The organism is Brevundimonas sp. FG128 (assembly GCF_057809775.1).
Map to the genome: position 1 here is coordinate 427,185 of NZ_JBMDKP010000001.1, position 13,181 is coordinate 440,365.

A 13,181-nucleotide genomic window follows, 5' to 3' on the forward strand; every position below is an offset into this window, starting at 1 on the left:
CGACGACAACGGAGAGAACGATGAGCGACGATTTCAGCGCGCGTCTGGCCCTGCCTTATCTGGCGGCGGGGCAGATGCAGAAGCACGTGACCCTGAACACGGCCCTGACCCGGTTGGACGCCCTGTTGCAGACGGCGGTGGTCAGCCGGACGACGGCGATCCAGCCGGGCGCTCCATCCGACGGCGATCTGTACATCCTGCCTGACGACGCGGAAGGAGCGGCCTGGACCGGGCGGGCGGCGGGAACCCTTATGCGGTTCGAGGCGGGCGGCTGGTCCGTCACGCCGGCGCCTGTCGGGATGATCGCCACGGTGCTGGACGAGCAGACGGTGGTGGCGCGCGCCGCCTCCGGCTGGGTCCTGCTGGGCGATTGGATGGGCGAGGCGCAGGCCTTGACGCGGCTGGGGGTGGGAACGACTGCAGACGCCGCCAATCCCTTGGCGGCCAAGATCAACACCGCCCTGTTCACCGCGCGCGGCGTCGAGGAGGGCGGCGACGGCGACCTGCGCCTGACGCTGAACAAACAGACGGCGGCCGACGTCCTGTCGCTGCTGTTTCAGAGCGGATACGCGGCGCGCGCCGAACTGGGCCTGATCGGCGAGGATGATCTGGGGCTCAAGGTCTGCGACGACGACGGGACGTGGCGGCCGGTCTTCCGCGTGGACCGGACGAGCGGTCGCATCGCCTTCGAAGCCGGCGCAAGCCGTCGTGAGACCACCCTGTTCACCAACGACGACAGCTATGCGCCGCCGGCCTGGGCGCGCTGGATCGAGGTCGCCTGTTTGAGCGCAGGGGGCGGCGGGGCTGCGGGTCAGGCCGGACCTGCGGGAACCGCTCGCCTCGGCGGCGGAGGCGGCGGCGCGGGCGGGCTGACACAGGCGCGCTGGGCCACGGCGGATCTGGACGGGGCCTTGTCAATCACGGTCGGCGCCGGCGGCGCGTCTAACGGCGGCGCGGGCGAAGACAGCACGATCAGCATGGACGGGACCGTTCTGCTGCGCGCCCTGGGCGGCGCGGGCGGGACCAACGGCGTCGGGGGCGCAGGTGGTCTGGGCCTGCGCGCGGCCAATCCCGGCGGTGGCTCCTCCATCACGGCCACGGCGGCGAGCGGCGGCGAAACGGTCTGTCCCGACGGTCCGGGTGGAGGCGGCGGCGGCGGGGGGCTGAGCGCGGCCGATGTCGCGCGTGCCGGGGGCGCAGGCGGAGCTGGCGACTGGTCGGGACTTCGTGCGGCGGGCGGAAGCGCTGGGGCGCCCGGTGTCGCTTCGATAAACCCCAATCTGTCCATGCCGGGCGGCGGAGGCGGCGGCGGAAACGCCTCGTCTAGCGGCGCGGGAAGTTCAGGCGGCGCCGGCGCCGCCTTCGGCGCGGGCGGGGGAGGCGGGGGCGCAGGCCTGACCGCCCCCGGCGTGGGCGGCGCAGGCGGTCCCGGCCTAGTCCGCATCACGGCCGTCGGATGAGCCGCTGGCGAGACCAGGCCCAGCCGGTCGAGGTGCTGGAGCCCGAGGCCTGGGACGTCCCCGACAGCCTCAGCGACGGCGAATGGCGCGCCCAGTCCGGCTGGGACGGACGCTGCCCCTTTGAAACCCATGATGAAGAGGACGAACGATGACCCGACGAACGCAAGGTGCAAGGCCGCTGGCGGAGGGGCGCTGGCTGTTTCGCCGGCTCTACGCCTTCGCGGTCAGCGCGGGGCTATGGGTGCTGCTGATGCGCACCGTGGGACGCATGCCGCCGGAGATGCTGCCAAAGATGACCGACGGGCTGATGGGCCTGCTGGCGCTGATCCTGGTGCTCTATCTGGTGGCCCCGACCGCCCAGCAACTGGTCGCCCTGCTGGCCAACGCCCGACTGAAGATGACGGGAGGTCGGCCGTGAGTTTCCGTCTGTCGATACGTTCCCAGACGCGCCTGCAAGGCGTGCATCCGGCGCTGAGGGCGGTGGTCAAGGCGGCCATCGTGCGATCGCCCGTGGACTTCATGATCACCGAGGGGCTGCGCACCACGACACGGCAGGCGGTGCTGGTGAAGGCCGGGGCCAGCCGCACCCTCCGCTCGCGCCACCTGACCGGACACGCCGTGGACGTCGCCGCCCTGGTGGACGGACAGGTGCGGTGGGATTGGCCGCTGTATGGCCGGATCGCCGAGGCCTTCAAGGCGGCGGCGCTGGAGCTGAAGACGCCCCTGGTCTGGGGCGGGGACTGGAAACGCCTGCGCGACGGCCCGCATTTCGAGCTGGATCGAAAGGCCTTCCCATGAGCGCGGGATCGATCCTGCGCGCGCTGACGCCGCTGGGTTGGCTGGCGGCGGGGGCGGCGGCGCTGGCTGTGTCCTTCGCCCTGCTGGGCGGGCTGGGTTTTCGCTGGGATCCGCTGAACCTCCAGCAGAAACGCCTTGCGGCCGCCCAGGCCGACGCCCGTTCGGCGACCGCGCTCGCCCGGGCCCAGGCGAACGCCAGGCGGATCGAGGCCGAGGGCGCCATCGCCCAGGCCGCCCGCGTGGACGCTTTTCAACACAAGACGACGGCGGTGGAGCGGGCGACCGCCACAGCCGTCGCACAGGCCAGGAGCGCCGAAGATGCCGACCATCCTCTTGAAGACCGCCGCGCCGATCGTCTGCGCGGCCATGACCGCGAGCTGTGCCGGCTCGCCCCCGATCTCGACGGTTGCGCCGGTGCGGCTGATCCTGCCGGAAGCGGCGACGCAGCCCTGCGCACTGGCGACCCTGCCGCCTGATCCCACGGCGGGTGATCTGGACACAGCCTATGCCCGGCGCGGCGCTCAGCTCGTCGCCTGCGACGGCGCGCGACGGCTGGCGGTCGAGACGTTGCTGGCCGAGCGGGCGATGCATGACGCCCAGGCCGGACCCAAACGGCGGTCGGACTGACACCCCTGCAGAAACGACTCGGCAACTTCTGCCGCATGAAGGGCGAGTTTGCCGGGTCGCCTCGCCGAGCATCAAAAATAAGTTCAATGAAAACAATGAAGGTCTGGCCCAGCCCCCCTGTTTCCGGCTGGCCCCGCCCTTGCTCTTAGGAAGCCCGAGCAAAATGCTCCTGGCGCTAAAATGGCGCCGGACATCACACGAAGTGAAGAAGGAAAGCCAAAATGGCTAACAGCATCAATGTGAACGTCGGCGCCATGGTCGCGCTGCAAAACCTCAACGCGTCCAACCGTCAGTTGGCCGTGACGCAAAACCGTGTCTCCACGGGAATGAACGTCTCGTCCGCCAAGGACAATGGCGCCATCTACGCCATCGCCACCAACCAGCGCGCCGAGCTGGGATCGCTGAACGCGGTCCGCCAGTCGCTGCAGCGCGGTCAGTCGATCGTGGACGTGGCCCTGGCCGCCGGCGACACCGTCGTCGACGCTCTGACCGAAATGAAGGCTCTGGCCGTCGCCATCGAAGCCGGCGGCTCGTCCGCCACGACCACGGCCCTTCAGAACGACTATGACGCCCTGCAGGGTGAAATCGACGCCGCTCTAACCGGCGCCAACTTCGACGGCGTGAATCTGTGGACCGACGGCGCCGTGACCGGCGTCCTGACCGACACTTCGGGCACCACCTATGACGTCGGCTTCGCGGCCGCCGTCGATCCGACACCCGCCACCGCTACGGCGGCCGGCGTCCAGGCGACGATCGAATCCTTCACCGCCGACTTAGCCACCATCGGCACCCAGTCCAAGTCGCTGGAGCGCCAGACCACCTTCAACAGCAAGATGCAGGATGCGGTCGAGGCCGGCATCGGCAATCTGGTGGACGCCGACCTGGCCAAGGAAAGCGCCCGCCTGACGGCTCTGCAGACCAAGCAGCAACTGGGCGTCCAGGCCCTGTCGGTCGCCAACTCCTCCAGCCAGATCCTGCTGAGCCTGTTCCAAGGCTAAGTCTCGACTCTCTGAACTAGCGCTCTCGAAAGGCGGTCGGACCCTGGTCCGGCCGCCTTTTTGCTTGTCCGGCATATCGTGCCGAGCAGTTTTTGCCGGGTGCCCGGCAGTTCTTGCCCGCTCCAGGCGGATTTTGCCGGGCGTCTTAACGTAAACGAGAAAATAATCTAGTAAAATCAAATAGATAGTAGTGCATTACGGGGCGCCGTTAACGGTCAAGATGGCCCGGCACTTGCTTCCATGGAAAGTGGGCAAAAAGCCCCCGGTCGCCAAAATGGCGCCGGACATCACGAAGTGAAAAGGACAGCCAAAATGGCTAACAGCATCAACACGAACTACGGCGCCAACGTCGCGCTGCAGACCCTGAACGCCACCAACAAGGCGCTCTCCACCACCCAAAACCGTGTCTCGACCGGCATGGCCGTCTCGTCCGCCAAGGACAACGGCGCCATCTTCGCCATCGCCACCAACCAGCGTGCTGAAATGAGCGCCCTGGGTTCGGTCAAGCAGTCGCTGCAACGCGGCCAATCGATCGTGGACGTGGCTCTGGCCGCCGGCGACACCGTCGTCGACGCCCTGACCGAAATGAAGTCGCTGGCCGTCGCCATCGAAGCCGGTGGTTCTTCCGCCACGACCACGGCTCTGCAGGCCGACTATGACGCCCTGCAGGTCGAGATCGACTCCGCTCTGGCCGGCGCAAACTTCGACGGTCAGAACCTTTGGACGGCATCGGTGGAGGTCATCACCGACACCGCCGGTACGGCAAAGACCATCGGCATGGGCACGCCGTCGGACGCAACGCCCGCAGGCGCCACTGCGGATGAAGTGCAGGCAGCGCTCGAGGCCTTCACGGCCGACCTGGCGACGCTGGGCACCCAGTCCAAGTCGCTGGAACGTACGACCACCTTCACGGGCAAGATGGAAGACGCCCTGGAAGCCGGTATCGGCAACCTGGTGGACGCCGACCTGGCCAAGGAAAGCGCCCGTTTGACCGCCCTGCAAACCAAGCAACAGCTGGGTGTGCAGGCGCTGTCGATCGCCAACTCGTCGAGCTCGATCCTGCTCGGCCTGTTCCGCTAAAGCGAGCGGCCGGGGCGGTTTCGCGACCGCCCCGGCCGACCGTCGCGCACGTCAGAGGGACGCGGGCTGATCCGCGCAGGGAGCCATGACAAACCATGTCGCCAGAGTAGCCAGCGTACCTCCGCCCGCCGTCGTTTCGATCAACGCGGAGGATATTTCCTCAGCGCCGCCAGCCAGAAACGACAATGCCGACGCTGGCCGTTACCGCCTCACCATCGAGGCTCTGGGTCGCAACCGCTTCGTCTACAAGGTCCTTGACCGCGTGACAGGCGAGGTGATCCGCCAGCTTCCTCGGGAAGACGTCGAGAAGTTGACCCGCGACCCGACCTATCGAGGGGGTAGGGTGGTAGACACCGCCGTCTGAGGCGGTCGATGTTTCAGTCCTGCCTGACGCCGCCGGTTCGCCGGACGGCGGAATCATGCTTTCGTCTGCGTTAACCATACGCTCACGACTCATGGTTAATCCTGCAGGGAACAGAACGTCCGGGGCTTGAAGCCATGACCACCAGTATCCGTACCAACACCTCGGCGATGATCGCCCTGCAGAACCTGAACCGCACCAACGATCAGTTGGCGTTGACCCAGGGTCGAGTGAGCACGGGCCTGAAGGTCCAGGGCGCCAAGGACAATGCGGCGGTCTGGGCGGTCGCCCAGGGCCAGCGCGCCGACATGGGGTCGCTGGAGGCGGTGACCACCAGTCTGAAGCGTGCGACGTCGATTTCCGACGTGTCGCTCGCCGCAGGCGAACAAATCTCTGATCTGCTGGTGGAACTTCAGACCAAGGCCACAGCGGCCGCCGATCCTAGCCAAAGCGCGGACACGCGCGCCCGGTACGATGAAGAATTTCAGGCTCTTTTAGGGTCTATTGCGTCCTTCGCCGACAATGCGGTCTTCGACGGCGCCAATATTCTGGACGGCTCCTCGACGGTCGCGGTGCCCTTCCTGGCCAGTGCGGACGGGGCGGAGACGATTTCACTCAGTCGTCAGGATCTCACGGTCGATGGCCTGGGTCTCACGGGGCTCGCTCTGGACACCGAGGCGGGCGCCACCGCAGCGCTGGCTGCGGTCAGGGCCGCCATCACCACATCCAGCTCCCGTCTGGCGGAACTGGGCGCTCAGGCCAAGCAGATCGAGCGCCACACGACCTTCGTCAGCAAGTTGTCGGACTCGCTGGAATCCGGCATCGGCAATCTGGTGGACGCCGATCTGGCCAAGGAAAGCGCGCGGTTGCAGGCCTTGCAGGTCCAGCAGCAACTCGGCGTCCAGTCCCTTTCGATCGCCAACCAGGCGCCGCAGGTCATCCTGTCCCTGTTCCAGGGCTGACGCCCAGCTTAACGGTTCATTATTGGCGGCGACCGCATCATGAGGGCGGAGCCGTCTGAATGATCAACAACAGCTATCTGCTGGGTCTGTACGGAGTGACGACGGACACGTCGTCGCTGATCGGCGCCACGACGGCTGCGACGACCAAAAAGACTCAGCCGACCGCGCCCTGGTCCACGGAAGCCTTGGCCGAGGCGCCCCAGCCCAGCGATCTCCTGCGTTCCGCCCTGGCGGGCCGGCGACTGATCAACGAATCCGCCGTTGAGATGGATATGGCCGGCGCCTCGGCCGACTATCGCAAACTGTTCGCCCTGTATCAGGGCCTGAATTCCCTCAGCGCCTTGGCCGACCGCGCCAACGTCAAGGGGCTGACCAGCGGCGAGGCCGCCCAGGTCGCCAAGCGATTCGGCTCCGGTCTGGTCGAACTGTCCGACTATCTGAAGACTGCTGAGTTCGAAGACGTCCGCATGGTTCAGGGCGTGTCGCAGTCGACGGTCAAAACCGGCTACGCCCAGGAACGCGCCCCGACCACCTTCACGACCGCGCCGATCCACGACGGCGCCATCACCTCGGCAGTGAAGGCCTTCGAGGGCGACGTAAAATTCGCCATGACCGTCAAGGTGGCGGACGGAACCCAGACGGTCGAGATGGACCTGTCCGAGATGGGCGCGACCGAACGGACGATGGATAATGTCGTCGCCTATATGAACGGCAAGCTGGAAGACGCCGGCGTCGCGACCCGCATGGGCCGTGAGATGGTTCCCGCCGAGCCCAAGACGGTCAAGAGCGGCGACAAGACGATCACCCTGCCGGCGGGGCCGGACCAGTGGGCGCTGAAGGTTTGGGGATCGGCGGGCGAAACGGTCGGGTTCGCGGCTGTCGAAGCCTCCGACGCGGTTTACGTCACCCAAGGCGCGGGCAAGGCCGGCGCGGGCCAGCTGCTGAAGTTTCAGGTCGATGGCGGCGCCGCGCCCACGGCGCAGCGGGGCGTCGATGATCCGTTCTGGGTCGAGGGCCGGGTGGGCCAGACCGATCTGCCCGAGGGTGTCGAATCCGTCCGCGCCAGCGCCGTGGCCCCCGACGGCTCGGTGTGGGTCGTCGCCGATCTGACCGCCGGCGACGCCAATCAGCCGATCAAGGGTGCGCGCGACGTCGCCCTGATGAAATACGATTCCGCCGGCAATCTGATGCAGACCAAGCTGCTGGGCGCGGCGTCCAGCGCTAACGGCTTCTCCATCGCCATCGACGACGACGGCCGGGTCGCCCTGGCCGGCTCCGTCACCGGCGCGCTGGAGCCCGGCAAGAGCGGCGACAACGCCGCGACGGCGGACAGTTTCGTCACCCTATTCGACAGCTCCGGCAAGGAGTTGTGGACCCAGCGGCGCGGCGCCAAGGCGGCCGACGAGGCGACGGAGGTCGGTTTCGGCGCCGACGGCGTGGTCTATGTCGCCGGTCGCTCCAAGTCGGCCATGCCGGGCACGGCGGCGCTGGGCGGCTGGGATTCGTATCTCCAGACCTTTCAGGAAAAGCCGCTTACGGTGATCGGGCCGATCGCTGGGGTGAGCGTCTCCACGACGCAGTTCGGCAGCGCGGGCGACGATTCCGTCCAGGCGATGACGGTGTCGGGCTCCGACCTCTATACGGCCGGTGTCGAGAACGGGAAGGCGATCGTCCGCCGCTTCACCCTGGATGCGCAGGGCGTGCCGACCCTGGCCTCGACCAGAGACCTCGGCTACGCCGGAGGAGAAATCGCGGGCATCTCGGTCGAGGACGGCAAGGTCGTCGTGACCGGGCACACGAACAACACCGCGCTGAACGTCGGCACGACGACGAACGCCCACGCGGGCGGGACCGATGTCTTCGTCGCTACCCTGTCCGGGGACCTCCAGGCCTCTGGCGACGAGCGGCTGACCTATTTCGGCGGCGCTGGTGACGACACCGCCGCCGATGTCGAGATCAAGGACGGAAAGGTCTGGATCACCGGCACGAACCGCGCGGACGGCGCGGCCAAGGAGGATCCGACCCGCGGCTATCTGGCGCGCATCGACCTGGCGACGGGCGCCGTCGAGCAGAACAAGACCTGGCAGGCGGACGACGATCAGGCCAAGCCGACCAGCCTCAGCATCGCTTCAGGCGGCGCCAGCGTGCTCGACCGCCTGGGTCTGCCGCAGGGTGAGATCATGCAGGCGGATTCCAAGCTGTTGACCGTCGCCACCTCGGCCAGGGCTGGCGACCAGTTCACCATTTCGCCGGCCGGGGGCGGCCGGGCCGTGACCGTGACCATCGAGGCCAAGGACACGCTGGACAGCCTGGCCAAGAAGATAAACAACGCCTCGGGTCGCCAGCTGGAGGCCAAGGTCGTCTCCGACCTGAAGTCGGTTCCCGCCACGCAGCGTCTCGTCATCTCCACGGCGGTGAACCGTGAAGGCGCGGTGATTTCTTCGGGCGCAGCGGGCAAGGATGCTCTGGCCGCCCTGGGCCTGACGCCGGGCTTCGTCGGCCCGACCGAACCCGAGAAGGACGCGCCGACCACCTATGGCCTGAACCTGTCCAACACGTTGAACCTGAACGACCCTGAATCGATCAAGGCGGCGATCGACGGTCTGTCCCAGGCGATGACCGTGATCCGCTCGGCCTACAAGTCGCTGGGACCGCAGAAGGCCGAAACCACCAACAGCCAGACCGGAAACGGCTCGTCCACGGCATATCAGCAGATGCAGATCGCCAACTTCCAGGCGGCGCTGGATCGTCTGCTGGCCTGATCGCGTCCGTGGCGGCCCAAGGCGGTTGACGCCCGGCGCCCGCTCGGGGTTATTGGCGACCTCATCCGCGAAAGCCCTTCCATGGCCCTTCCGAACGACAACCGCGTCATCATCGCCGTCGGCGCAGGCCTGGTGATCATCGCCGCCGTGGTGCTGGCCCTGGTCTTCACGGGCGGCGGCGACAAGACGCCGGAGGCCTCGCCCGCGTCCAAGGGCGGGCTGGTGGTCAATCTGGCCGACGCCCCCTCGCTGGAGCCGACGCGCGAGCTGCGCTGCTTCGTGGACGGACAGTTCGTGGGCATGGCGACCCTGGCCGACTGCGCTCAGCGCAATGGCCTGGCGACCGAAGCCCTGGACGTGGGCCTGGACGCGACGGGCGCCCTGGCCGCCGCGCCCACCGCCGCCTTCGCCCCGCCGCCGGAACTGCCGCCGGTCGAGATGGCCGAGGCCGAGCCCCCACTGTCCGTCCAGCCCAGCCCCGCACCCCGGCCCACGCCCGCCGCCGCCGGTTCGCCCTGCCTGCGTCATAGCGGTTCGGACTGGCGAACCCTGTCGGGCAATATGAGCCTGAACGCCTGCGTGCAGGCCCTGTATTCCGGAACCTGCGTGTCGCCCGGCGACGCCCAGTACGGCCGCTGGGGCGACACCACCCTGCGGCTGGTGCCGCGCCGGGTGGAACAGTCGAGCGACAACGTTCGTTTCAGGACCCTGGCCGAGCAGGACCGCAACTGCCAATTTCCCGGGATGAATTGATGCGCCTTCTCGTTCTTGCCGCCGTCGCCGGAACCGCCCTGCTGGGGGCCTGCTCCAACGAGCCGAAGTACGAGTTCGCGGACGGCGCCTGCTATTTCGTGGCCACGCCGGACAATGCGCCGCCGCGCCTGCAGAAGATCGCCGACGCCCAGCCGCAGATCGAACAGTGCGCCGCGCGCCTGGAAGAGATGCGTCTGCGCTTCCTGCGGATGGGCGGGTCGAACCAGGAGGTGACGGGCGCCTATCAGGGACGGTTCATCTTCATCGACCGCGAGGGGGTCAAGTTCGGCAAGAGCCTGACCGGCAGCCGCTTCTTCGCCATGGCCCGCACCGGCGACGGCCGCCTGGCCATCCCCGGCGCTATCCAGCGCGACGACGCCGGCCGTCCGGTCGCCGTGGCGGCGGAGCCCGAAGCGAAGTAGAACTTGCGCGGCGTGAACAAAGGTGGAACATTTCGTTAATCCACCGGTTTGGCGGGTGCGATGTCGAAAGCGGCTGGCGATAAGGCGTCGCCCCGGTCAGACATCGGACTGAATTGACGGGGCGGGCGAGAGACTCGCCGCTCCATACGAGAAGGAAGTTTCCATGGCGGGCAGCGTCAACAAGGTCATTTTGGTCGGCAACCTGGGCCGCGATCCGGAAATCCGGTCCATGCCGAACGGCGACCGCATCGCCAACCTGTCGATCGCGACCTCGGAAACCTGGCGCGACAAGTCTTCGGGCGAGCGCAAGGAAAAGACCGAGTGGCACCGGGTCGTCATCTTCAACGACAACATCGTCAAGGTGGTCGAGAACTATGTGAAGAAGGGCTCGACCGTCTATATCGAGGGCGCGCTCCAGACCCGCAAATGGACCGATCAGCAGGGCGTCGAGAAATACTCCACCGAGATCGTGGTCAGCCGCTTCAAGGGTGAACTGACCATGCTGGGCGGCCGTTCGGAAGGCGGATCGCAAGGCGGCGGTTATGCCGGAAGCGGCGGCGGTCGCGGCGATGACGACTATTCCTCGGGCTTCTCCACCGGCGGCGCCAACAAGCCCAGCGGTCCCAAGGAAAGCTACGATCTCAACGACGACATTCCGTTCTAGGATCAGACCGGCCCGGCGACCGTTTTGCGCAATGGTCGCCGAGCGTGGTTTTGAGCGGAAACCTCGGGTCATTCAAAGTGAGCCGACGTCGGGCGCGCACCGTGCCATAGGCGGATCATGACCGACGTCGCCCCCGCGCCCGCTCCGCCGCCAATCAAGCCCCACGCCCTGACCGGGCTGGAAATCGCCGCCATCGTGGCGATCATCGTGGTGTGGGGCGTGAACAATGCCGGGGCCAAGCTGGCGACCGAAACCCTGCCGCCGTTGCTGGTGGGGGCGATCCGGTTCGGCGTCGCCACCGCCTGTCTGATCGTCTTCGTTCGTCCGCCGTTTCCGGACTGGAAAAGCCTGCTGCTGATCGTCCTGGTCGGCGGACCCATCCAGTATGGTCTGGCCTACACAGCCTATTGGATGGCGACCGATGTCAGTCCGGTGACCGTGGCCAACCAGCTGTGGATCCCGTTCACCACCCTGTTCGCGTTCCTGATTCTGGGCGAGCGGCTTAGCAAGGCCGCCCTGGCCGGGATGGGGGTGGCCTTCGTCGGCGTGGCCTGGATGACCCTGGACGCCCATGCGCTGCAGGACTGGAAGGCCATTCTGGTCGCCATCGCGGCGGGCGCGGCCTGGGGCGTGACGACGGTGGTCGCGCGGCGCACCACCTCCATCCCGCCGCTGAAGATGCAGGGCCTGCTGGCGCTCGGCGCCTTTCCGGTCATGGCCTTCGGTTCGGCCGTGTTCGAGCATGGCCAGTGGGCGGCGTTGCAGCGCGCCACGCCCCTGGTCTGGGCGGCCCTGCTGTGGGCCGGGATCGTGTCGTCGGTCCTGGCGACCACCCTGCTGTTCTGGCTGGTTCAGCGGCGCGAGGCGGGGCGGGTGACGCCCTATCTGCTGGTGACGCCGGTGGTGTCGATGCTGATCGGCTGGGGCTTCATGGGCGACGTGCTGACGCCGCAGATCCTGACCGGTTCGGCCATCGCCATGGGCGGGGTCGCCGTGGTCGCCCTGGCCGAACGGGGCTTGCGCGCGGGCGCCGCCAAGGCTTGATCTAGGCCCGGAGCTTCCGGAGCCGGCCATGCACAATCCCCTCGACCCCGATCATTTGTCCCGGCGCTGGCTGGGACGCGATCATGCCGAACTGGACGCGGACGAACGGCAGGCGATCGACAGCGCCGCCGCCCGCCGACCCGTGTCTCGCGACATCAATGAGACGTTCGACGACCGCCAGACCTTCGGCGAACGCATGGCCGACCGGGTAGCGGTCTTCGGCGGGTCATGGACCTTCCTGATCGCCTTCGGCCTGTTCCTGGTGGTCTGGACCGTGCTGAACCTGATCCTCAGACGCGACGCCTTCGATCCCTATCCCTTCATCTTCCTGAACCTGATGCTGTCGATGATCGCGGCGGCCCAGGCGCCCATCATCATGATGAGCCAGAACCGTCAGGCGTCGAAGGATCGTATGGACGCCGGCAACGACTACCAGGTCAATCTGAAGGCCGAAATCGAGATCATGGCCCTGCTGGAAAAGGTAGAGGCCCTGACCGCCCGCCAGCAGGAACAGACGGACCTGATCCAACGGCTGCTTGCGCAGAAAGAAGCCCGCTGAACCGAGGTCCAGCGGGCCGATTTTCAGAGGGCTGAGCGGGTCTTAGCTCGCGCTCAACGCCGCGCACGCCACCCGGTCGCCCGCGCCGCCGATGGGCTGGCTCGAATGGTCGTCAGGGTTGGCGTGGATGATGATGGCCGAGCCGTCCGCATCCCACAGCCACTGTCCCGGCCCTTGCGAGGAGATGCGGGCGCGGGTGGTGAACAGTTCGGCGTTCACCTTGCCGTCAGCGCCGGCCCAGACGTTGGGCAGGTCGCCGTCGTCCGGCCCATTGCCGTTCAGCAGGCCGTGCGGCGGCTTGGGGTCGCCGTGGTTGATGTGGGCGCCCGACGAGGTGAAGGGCGTCTCGCACGCGCCGGTCGCATGGATGTGGATGCCGTGCCAGCCGGGCGTCAGGCCCGAGGCCTCGACCTTGACCAGCAGGCCCGTCGCGCCCTGACGCAGGTCGACGCGGCCGATGTTGGCGCCCTGGGCGTTGACCAGAATGGCCTGGCCGGTTGCCCCGACCGGGGATCGGACGACCGCAGCCTGGGGGGCGTTTCCGGTGGCGGCGCAGGCCGTCATGAGGGCCAGCGGGGAGGCGAGAAGGAGGGCGGCGGCGAGGCGGTTGGCGCGCATGTCGAATGTCCTTTCAGAGACGGGCTTTCACGGCGGCGTCGCTTTGCCACCGAGGCCCTTGGATGCTAGAAAT

17 protein-coding genes are annotated in these 13,181 nt (G+C 67.5%); 16 read left to right on the plus strand and 1 reads right to left on the minus strand.

Annotation, left to right across the window (positions count from 1 at the left end):
• Positions 1 to 20 precede the first annotated feature (20 nt).
• The 16 genes from ACODSC_RS02145 (at position 21) to ACODSC_RS02220 (ending at position 12,490) form a co-directional block, all read left to right on the plus strand.
• Entirely contained in the window at positions 21 to 1,460 is a 1,440-nt protein-coding gene (locus ACODSC_RS02145) for a DUF2793 domain-containing protein (RefSeq protein WP_488811385.1), read from the plus strand.
• A complete protein-coding gene (locus ACODSC_RS02150) occupies positions 1,457 to 1,612 on the plus strand; it encodes a hypothetical protein (protein WP_488811387.1) in 156 nt (51 codons plus the stop codon). The genes ACODSC_RS02145 and ACODSC_RS02150 overlap by 4 nt, the downstream gene beginning before the upstream one ends.
• On the plus strand, positions 1,609 to 1,878 hold the full coding sequence (locus tag ACODSC_RS02155; protein WP_488811389.1) for a hypothetical protein: 270 nt from the start codon (positions 1,609 to 1,611) through the stop codon (positions 1,876 to 1,878). Before ACODSC_RS02150 ends, ACODSC_RS02155 begins: the two co-directional genes overlap by 4 nt.
• Positions 1,875 to 2,258, plus strand: a complete 384-nt coding sequence (locus ACODSC_RS02160; protein WP_488811391.1) for a M15 family metallopeptidase — start codon at positions 1,875 to 1,877, stop codon at positions 2,256 to 2,258. The genes ACODSC_RS02155 and ACODSC_RS02160 overlap by 4 nt, the downstream gene beginning before the upstream one ends.
• Positions 2,255 to 2,734: a hypothetical protein gene (locus ACODSC_RS02165; protein ID WP_488811393.1), complete on the plus strand. Its 480-nt coding sequence runs from the start codon at positions 2,255 to 2,257 to the stop codon at positions 2,732 to 2,734. Before ACODSC_RS02160 ends, ACODSC_RS02165 begins: the two co-directional genes overlap by 4 nt.
• Positions 2,673 to 2,885 carry a hypothetical protein gene (locus tag ACODSC_RS02170; protein WP_488811395.1) on the plus strand — a complete coding sequence of 71 codons (213 nt, stop codon included), beginning with the start codon at positions 2,673 to 2,675 and terminating at the stop codon, positions 2,883 to 2,885. The genes ACODSC_RS02165 and ACODSC_RS02170 overlap by 62 nt, the downstream gene beginning before the upstream one ends.
• A 221-nt stretch (positions 2,886 to 3,106) precedes the next feature.
• Entirely contained in the window at positions 3,107 to 3,883 is a 777-nt protein-coding gene (locus ACODSC_RS02175) for a flagellin (RefSeq protein ID WP_488811397.1), read from the plus strand.
• A gap of 312 nt (positions 3,884 to 4,195) precedes the next feature.
• A complete protein-coding gene (locus ACODSC_RS02180; protein WP_488811399.1) occupies positions 4,196 to 4,963 on the plus strand; it encodes a flagellin in 768 nt (255 codons plus the stop codon).
• Between the two features lie 85 nt (positions 4,964 to 5,048).
• A complete protein-coding gene (locus tag ACODSC_RS02185; RefSeq protein WP_488811401.1) occupies positions 5,049 to 5,327 on the plus strand; it encodes a flagellar protein FlaG in 279 nt (92 codons plus the stop codon).
• Positions 5,328 to 5,461: 134 nt separating this feature from the next.
• A complete protein-coding gene (locus tag ACODSC_RS02190; protein ID WP_488811403.1) occupies positions 5,462 to 6,286 on the plus strand; it encodes a flagellin in 825 nt (274 codons plus the stop codon).
• 59 nt (positions 6,287 to 6,345) lie between these two features.
• Complete coding sequence (locus ACODSC_RS02195; RefSeq protein ID WP_488811405.1) at positions 6,346 to 9,048, plus strand: transcriptional regulator; 2,703 nt, start codon at positions 6,346 to 6,348, stop codon at positions 9,046 to 9,048.
• A gap of 81 nt (positions 9,049 to 9,129) precedes the next feature.
• Positions 9,130 to 9,801 (plus strand): hypothetical protein, encoded by a 672-nt coding sequence (locus ACODSC_RS02200; RefSeq protein WP_488811406.1) that lies wholly within the window; start codon positions 9,130 to 9,132, stop codon positions 9,799 to 9,801.
• The gene (locus tag ACODSC_RS02205; RefSeq protein ID WP_488811408.1) at positions 9,801 to 10,223 is read left to right on the plus strand and encodes a hypothetical protein; all 423 of its coding nucleotides are present in this window, start codon (positions 9,801 to 9,803) and stop codon (positions 10,221 to 10,223) included. The genes ACODSC_RS02200 and ACODSC_RS02205 overlap by 1 nt, the downstream gene beginning before the upstream one ends.
• A 163-nt stretch (positions 10,224 to 10,386) precedes the next feature.
• On the plus strand, positions 10,387 to 10,887 hold the full coding sequence (gene ssb / locus ACODSC_RS02210) for a single-stranded DNA-binding protein (RefSeq protein WP_488811410.1): 501 nt from the start codon (positions 10,387 to 10,389) through the stop codon (positions 10,885 to 10,887).
• A gap of 117 nt (positions 10,888 to 11,004) precedes the next feature.
• Positions 11,005 to 11,931, plus strand: coding sequence for a DMT family transporter (locus ACODSC_RS02215; protein ID WP_488811412.1), 927 nt, complete (start codon positions 11,005 to 11,007; stop codon positions 11,929 to 11,931).
• A gap of 28 nt (positions 11,932 to 11,959) precedes the next feature.
• Entirely contained in the window at positions 11,960 to 12,490 is a 531-nt protein-coding gene (locus tag ACODSC_RS02220; protein WP_488811414.1) for a DUF1003 domain-containing protein, read from the plus strand.
• 42 nt (positions 12,491 to 12,532) lie between these two features.
• Here ACODSC_RS02220 and ACODSC_RS02225 read toward each other — a convergent pair whose 3' ends face one another.
• Positions 12,533 to 13,108, minus strand: a complete 576-nt coding sequence (locus tag ACODSC_RS02225; protein WP_488811416.1) for a superoxide dismutase family protein — start codon at positions 13,106 to 13,108, stop codon at positions 12,533 to 12,535.
• Between the last annotated feature and the right edge of the window lie 73 nt (positions 13,109 to 13,181).

What these genes read in the sequence shown, in the direction of transcription:
- ACODSC_RS02145 (WP_488811385.1), top strand. Translation starts at nt 21, where the DNA reads ATGAGCGACGATTTCAGCGCGCGTCTGGCCCTGCCTTATCTGGCGGCG.
- ACODSC_RS02150 (WP_488811387.1), top strand. Translation starts at nt 1,457, where the DNA reads ATGAGCCGCTGGCGAGACCAGGCCCAGCCGGTCGAGGTGCTGGAGCCC.
- ACODSC_RS02155 (WP_488811389.1), top strand. Translation starts at nt 1,609, where the DNA reads ATGACCCGACGAACGCAAGGTGCAAGGCCGCTGGCGGAGGGGCGCTGG.
- ACODSC_RS02165 (WP_488811393.1), top strand. Translation starts at nt 2,255, where the DNA reads ATGAGCGCGGGATCGATCCTGCGCGCGCTGACGCCGCTGGGTTGGCTG.
- ACODSC_RS02175 (WP_488811397.1), top strand. Translation starts at nt 3,107, where the DNA reads ATGGCTAACAGCATCAATGTGAACGTCGGCGCCATGGTCGCGCTGCAA.
- ACODSC_RS02180 (WP_488811399.1), top strand. Translation starts at nt 4,196, where the DNA reads ATGGCTAACAGCATCAACACGAACTACGGCGCCAACGTCGCGCTGCAG.
- ACODSC_RS02185 (WP_488811401.1), top strand. Translation starts at nt 5,049, where the DNA reads ATGACAAACCATGTCGCCAGAGTAGCCAGCGTACCTCCGCCCGCCGTC.
- ACODSC_RS02190 (WP_488811403.1), top strand. Translation starts at nt 5,462, where the DNA reads ATGACCACCAGTATCCGTACCAACACCTCGGCGATGATCGCCCTGCAG.
- ACODSC_RS02195 (WP_488811405.1), top strand. Translation starts at nt 6,346, where the DNA reads ATGATCAACAACAGCTATCTGCTGGGTCTGTACGGAGTGACGACGGAC.
- ACODSC_RS02200 (WP_488811406.1), top strand. Translation starts at nt 9,130, where the DNA reads ATGGCCCTTCCGAACGACAACCGCGTCATCATCGCCGTCGGCGCAGGC.
- ACODSC_RS02205 (WP_488811408.1), top strand. Translation starts at nt 9,801, where the DNA reads ATGCGCCTTCTCGTTCTTGCCGCCGTCGCCGGAACCGCCCTGCTGGGG.
- ssb (WP_488811410.1), top strand. Translation starts at nt 10,387, where the DNA reads ATGGCGGGCAGCGTCAACAAGGTCATTTTGGTCGGCAACCTGGGCCGC.
- ACODSC_RS02215 (WP_488811412.1), top strand. Translation starts at nt 11,005, where the DNA reads ATGACCGACGTCGCCCCCGCGCCCGCTCCGCCGCCAATCAAGCCCCAC.
- ACODSC_RS02220 (WP_488811414.1), top strand. Translation starts at nt 11,960, where the DNA reads ATGCACAATCCCCTCGACCCCGATCATTTGTCCCGGCGCTGGCTGGGA.
- ACODSC_RS02225 (WP_488811416.1), bottom strand. Translation starts at nt 13,108, where the DNA reads ATGCGCGCCAACCGCCTCGCCGCCGCCCTCCTTCTCGCCTCCCCGCTG.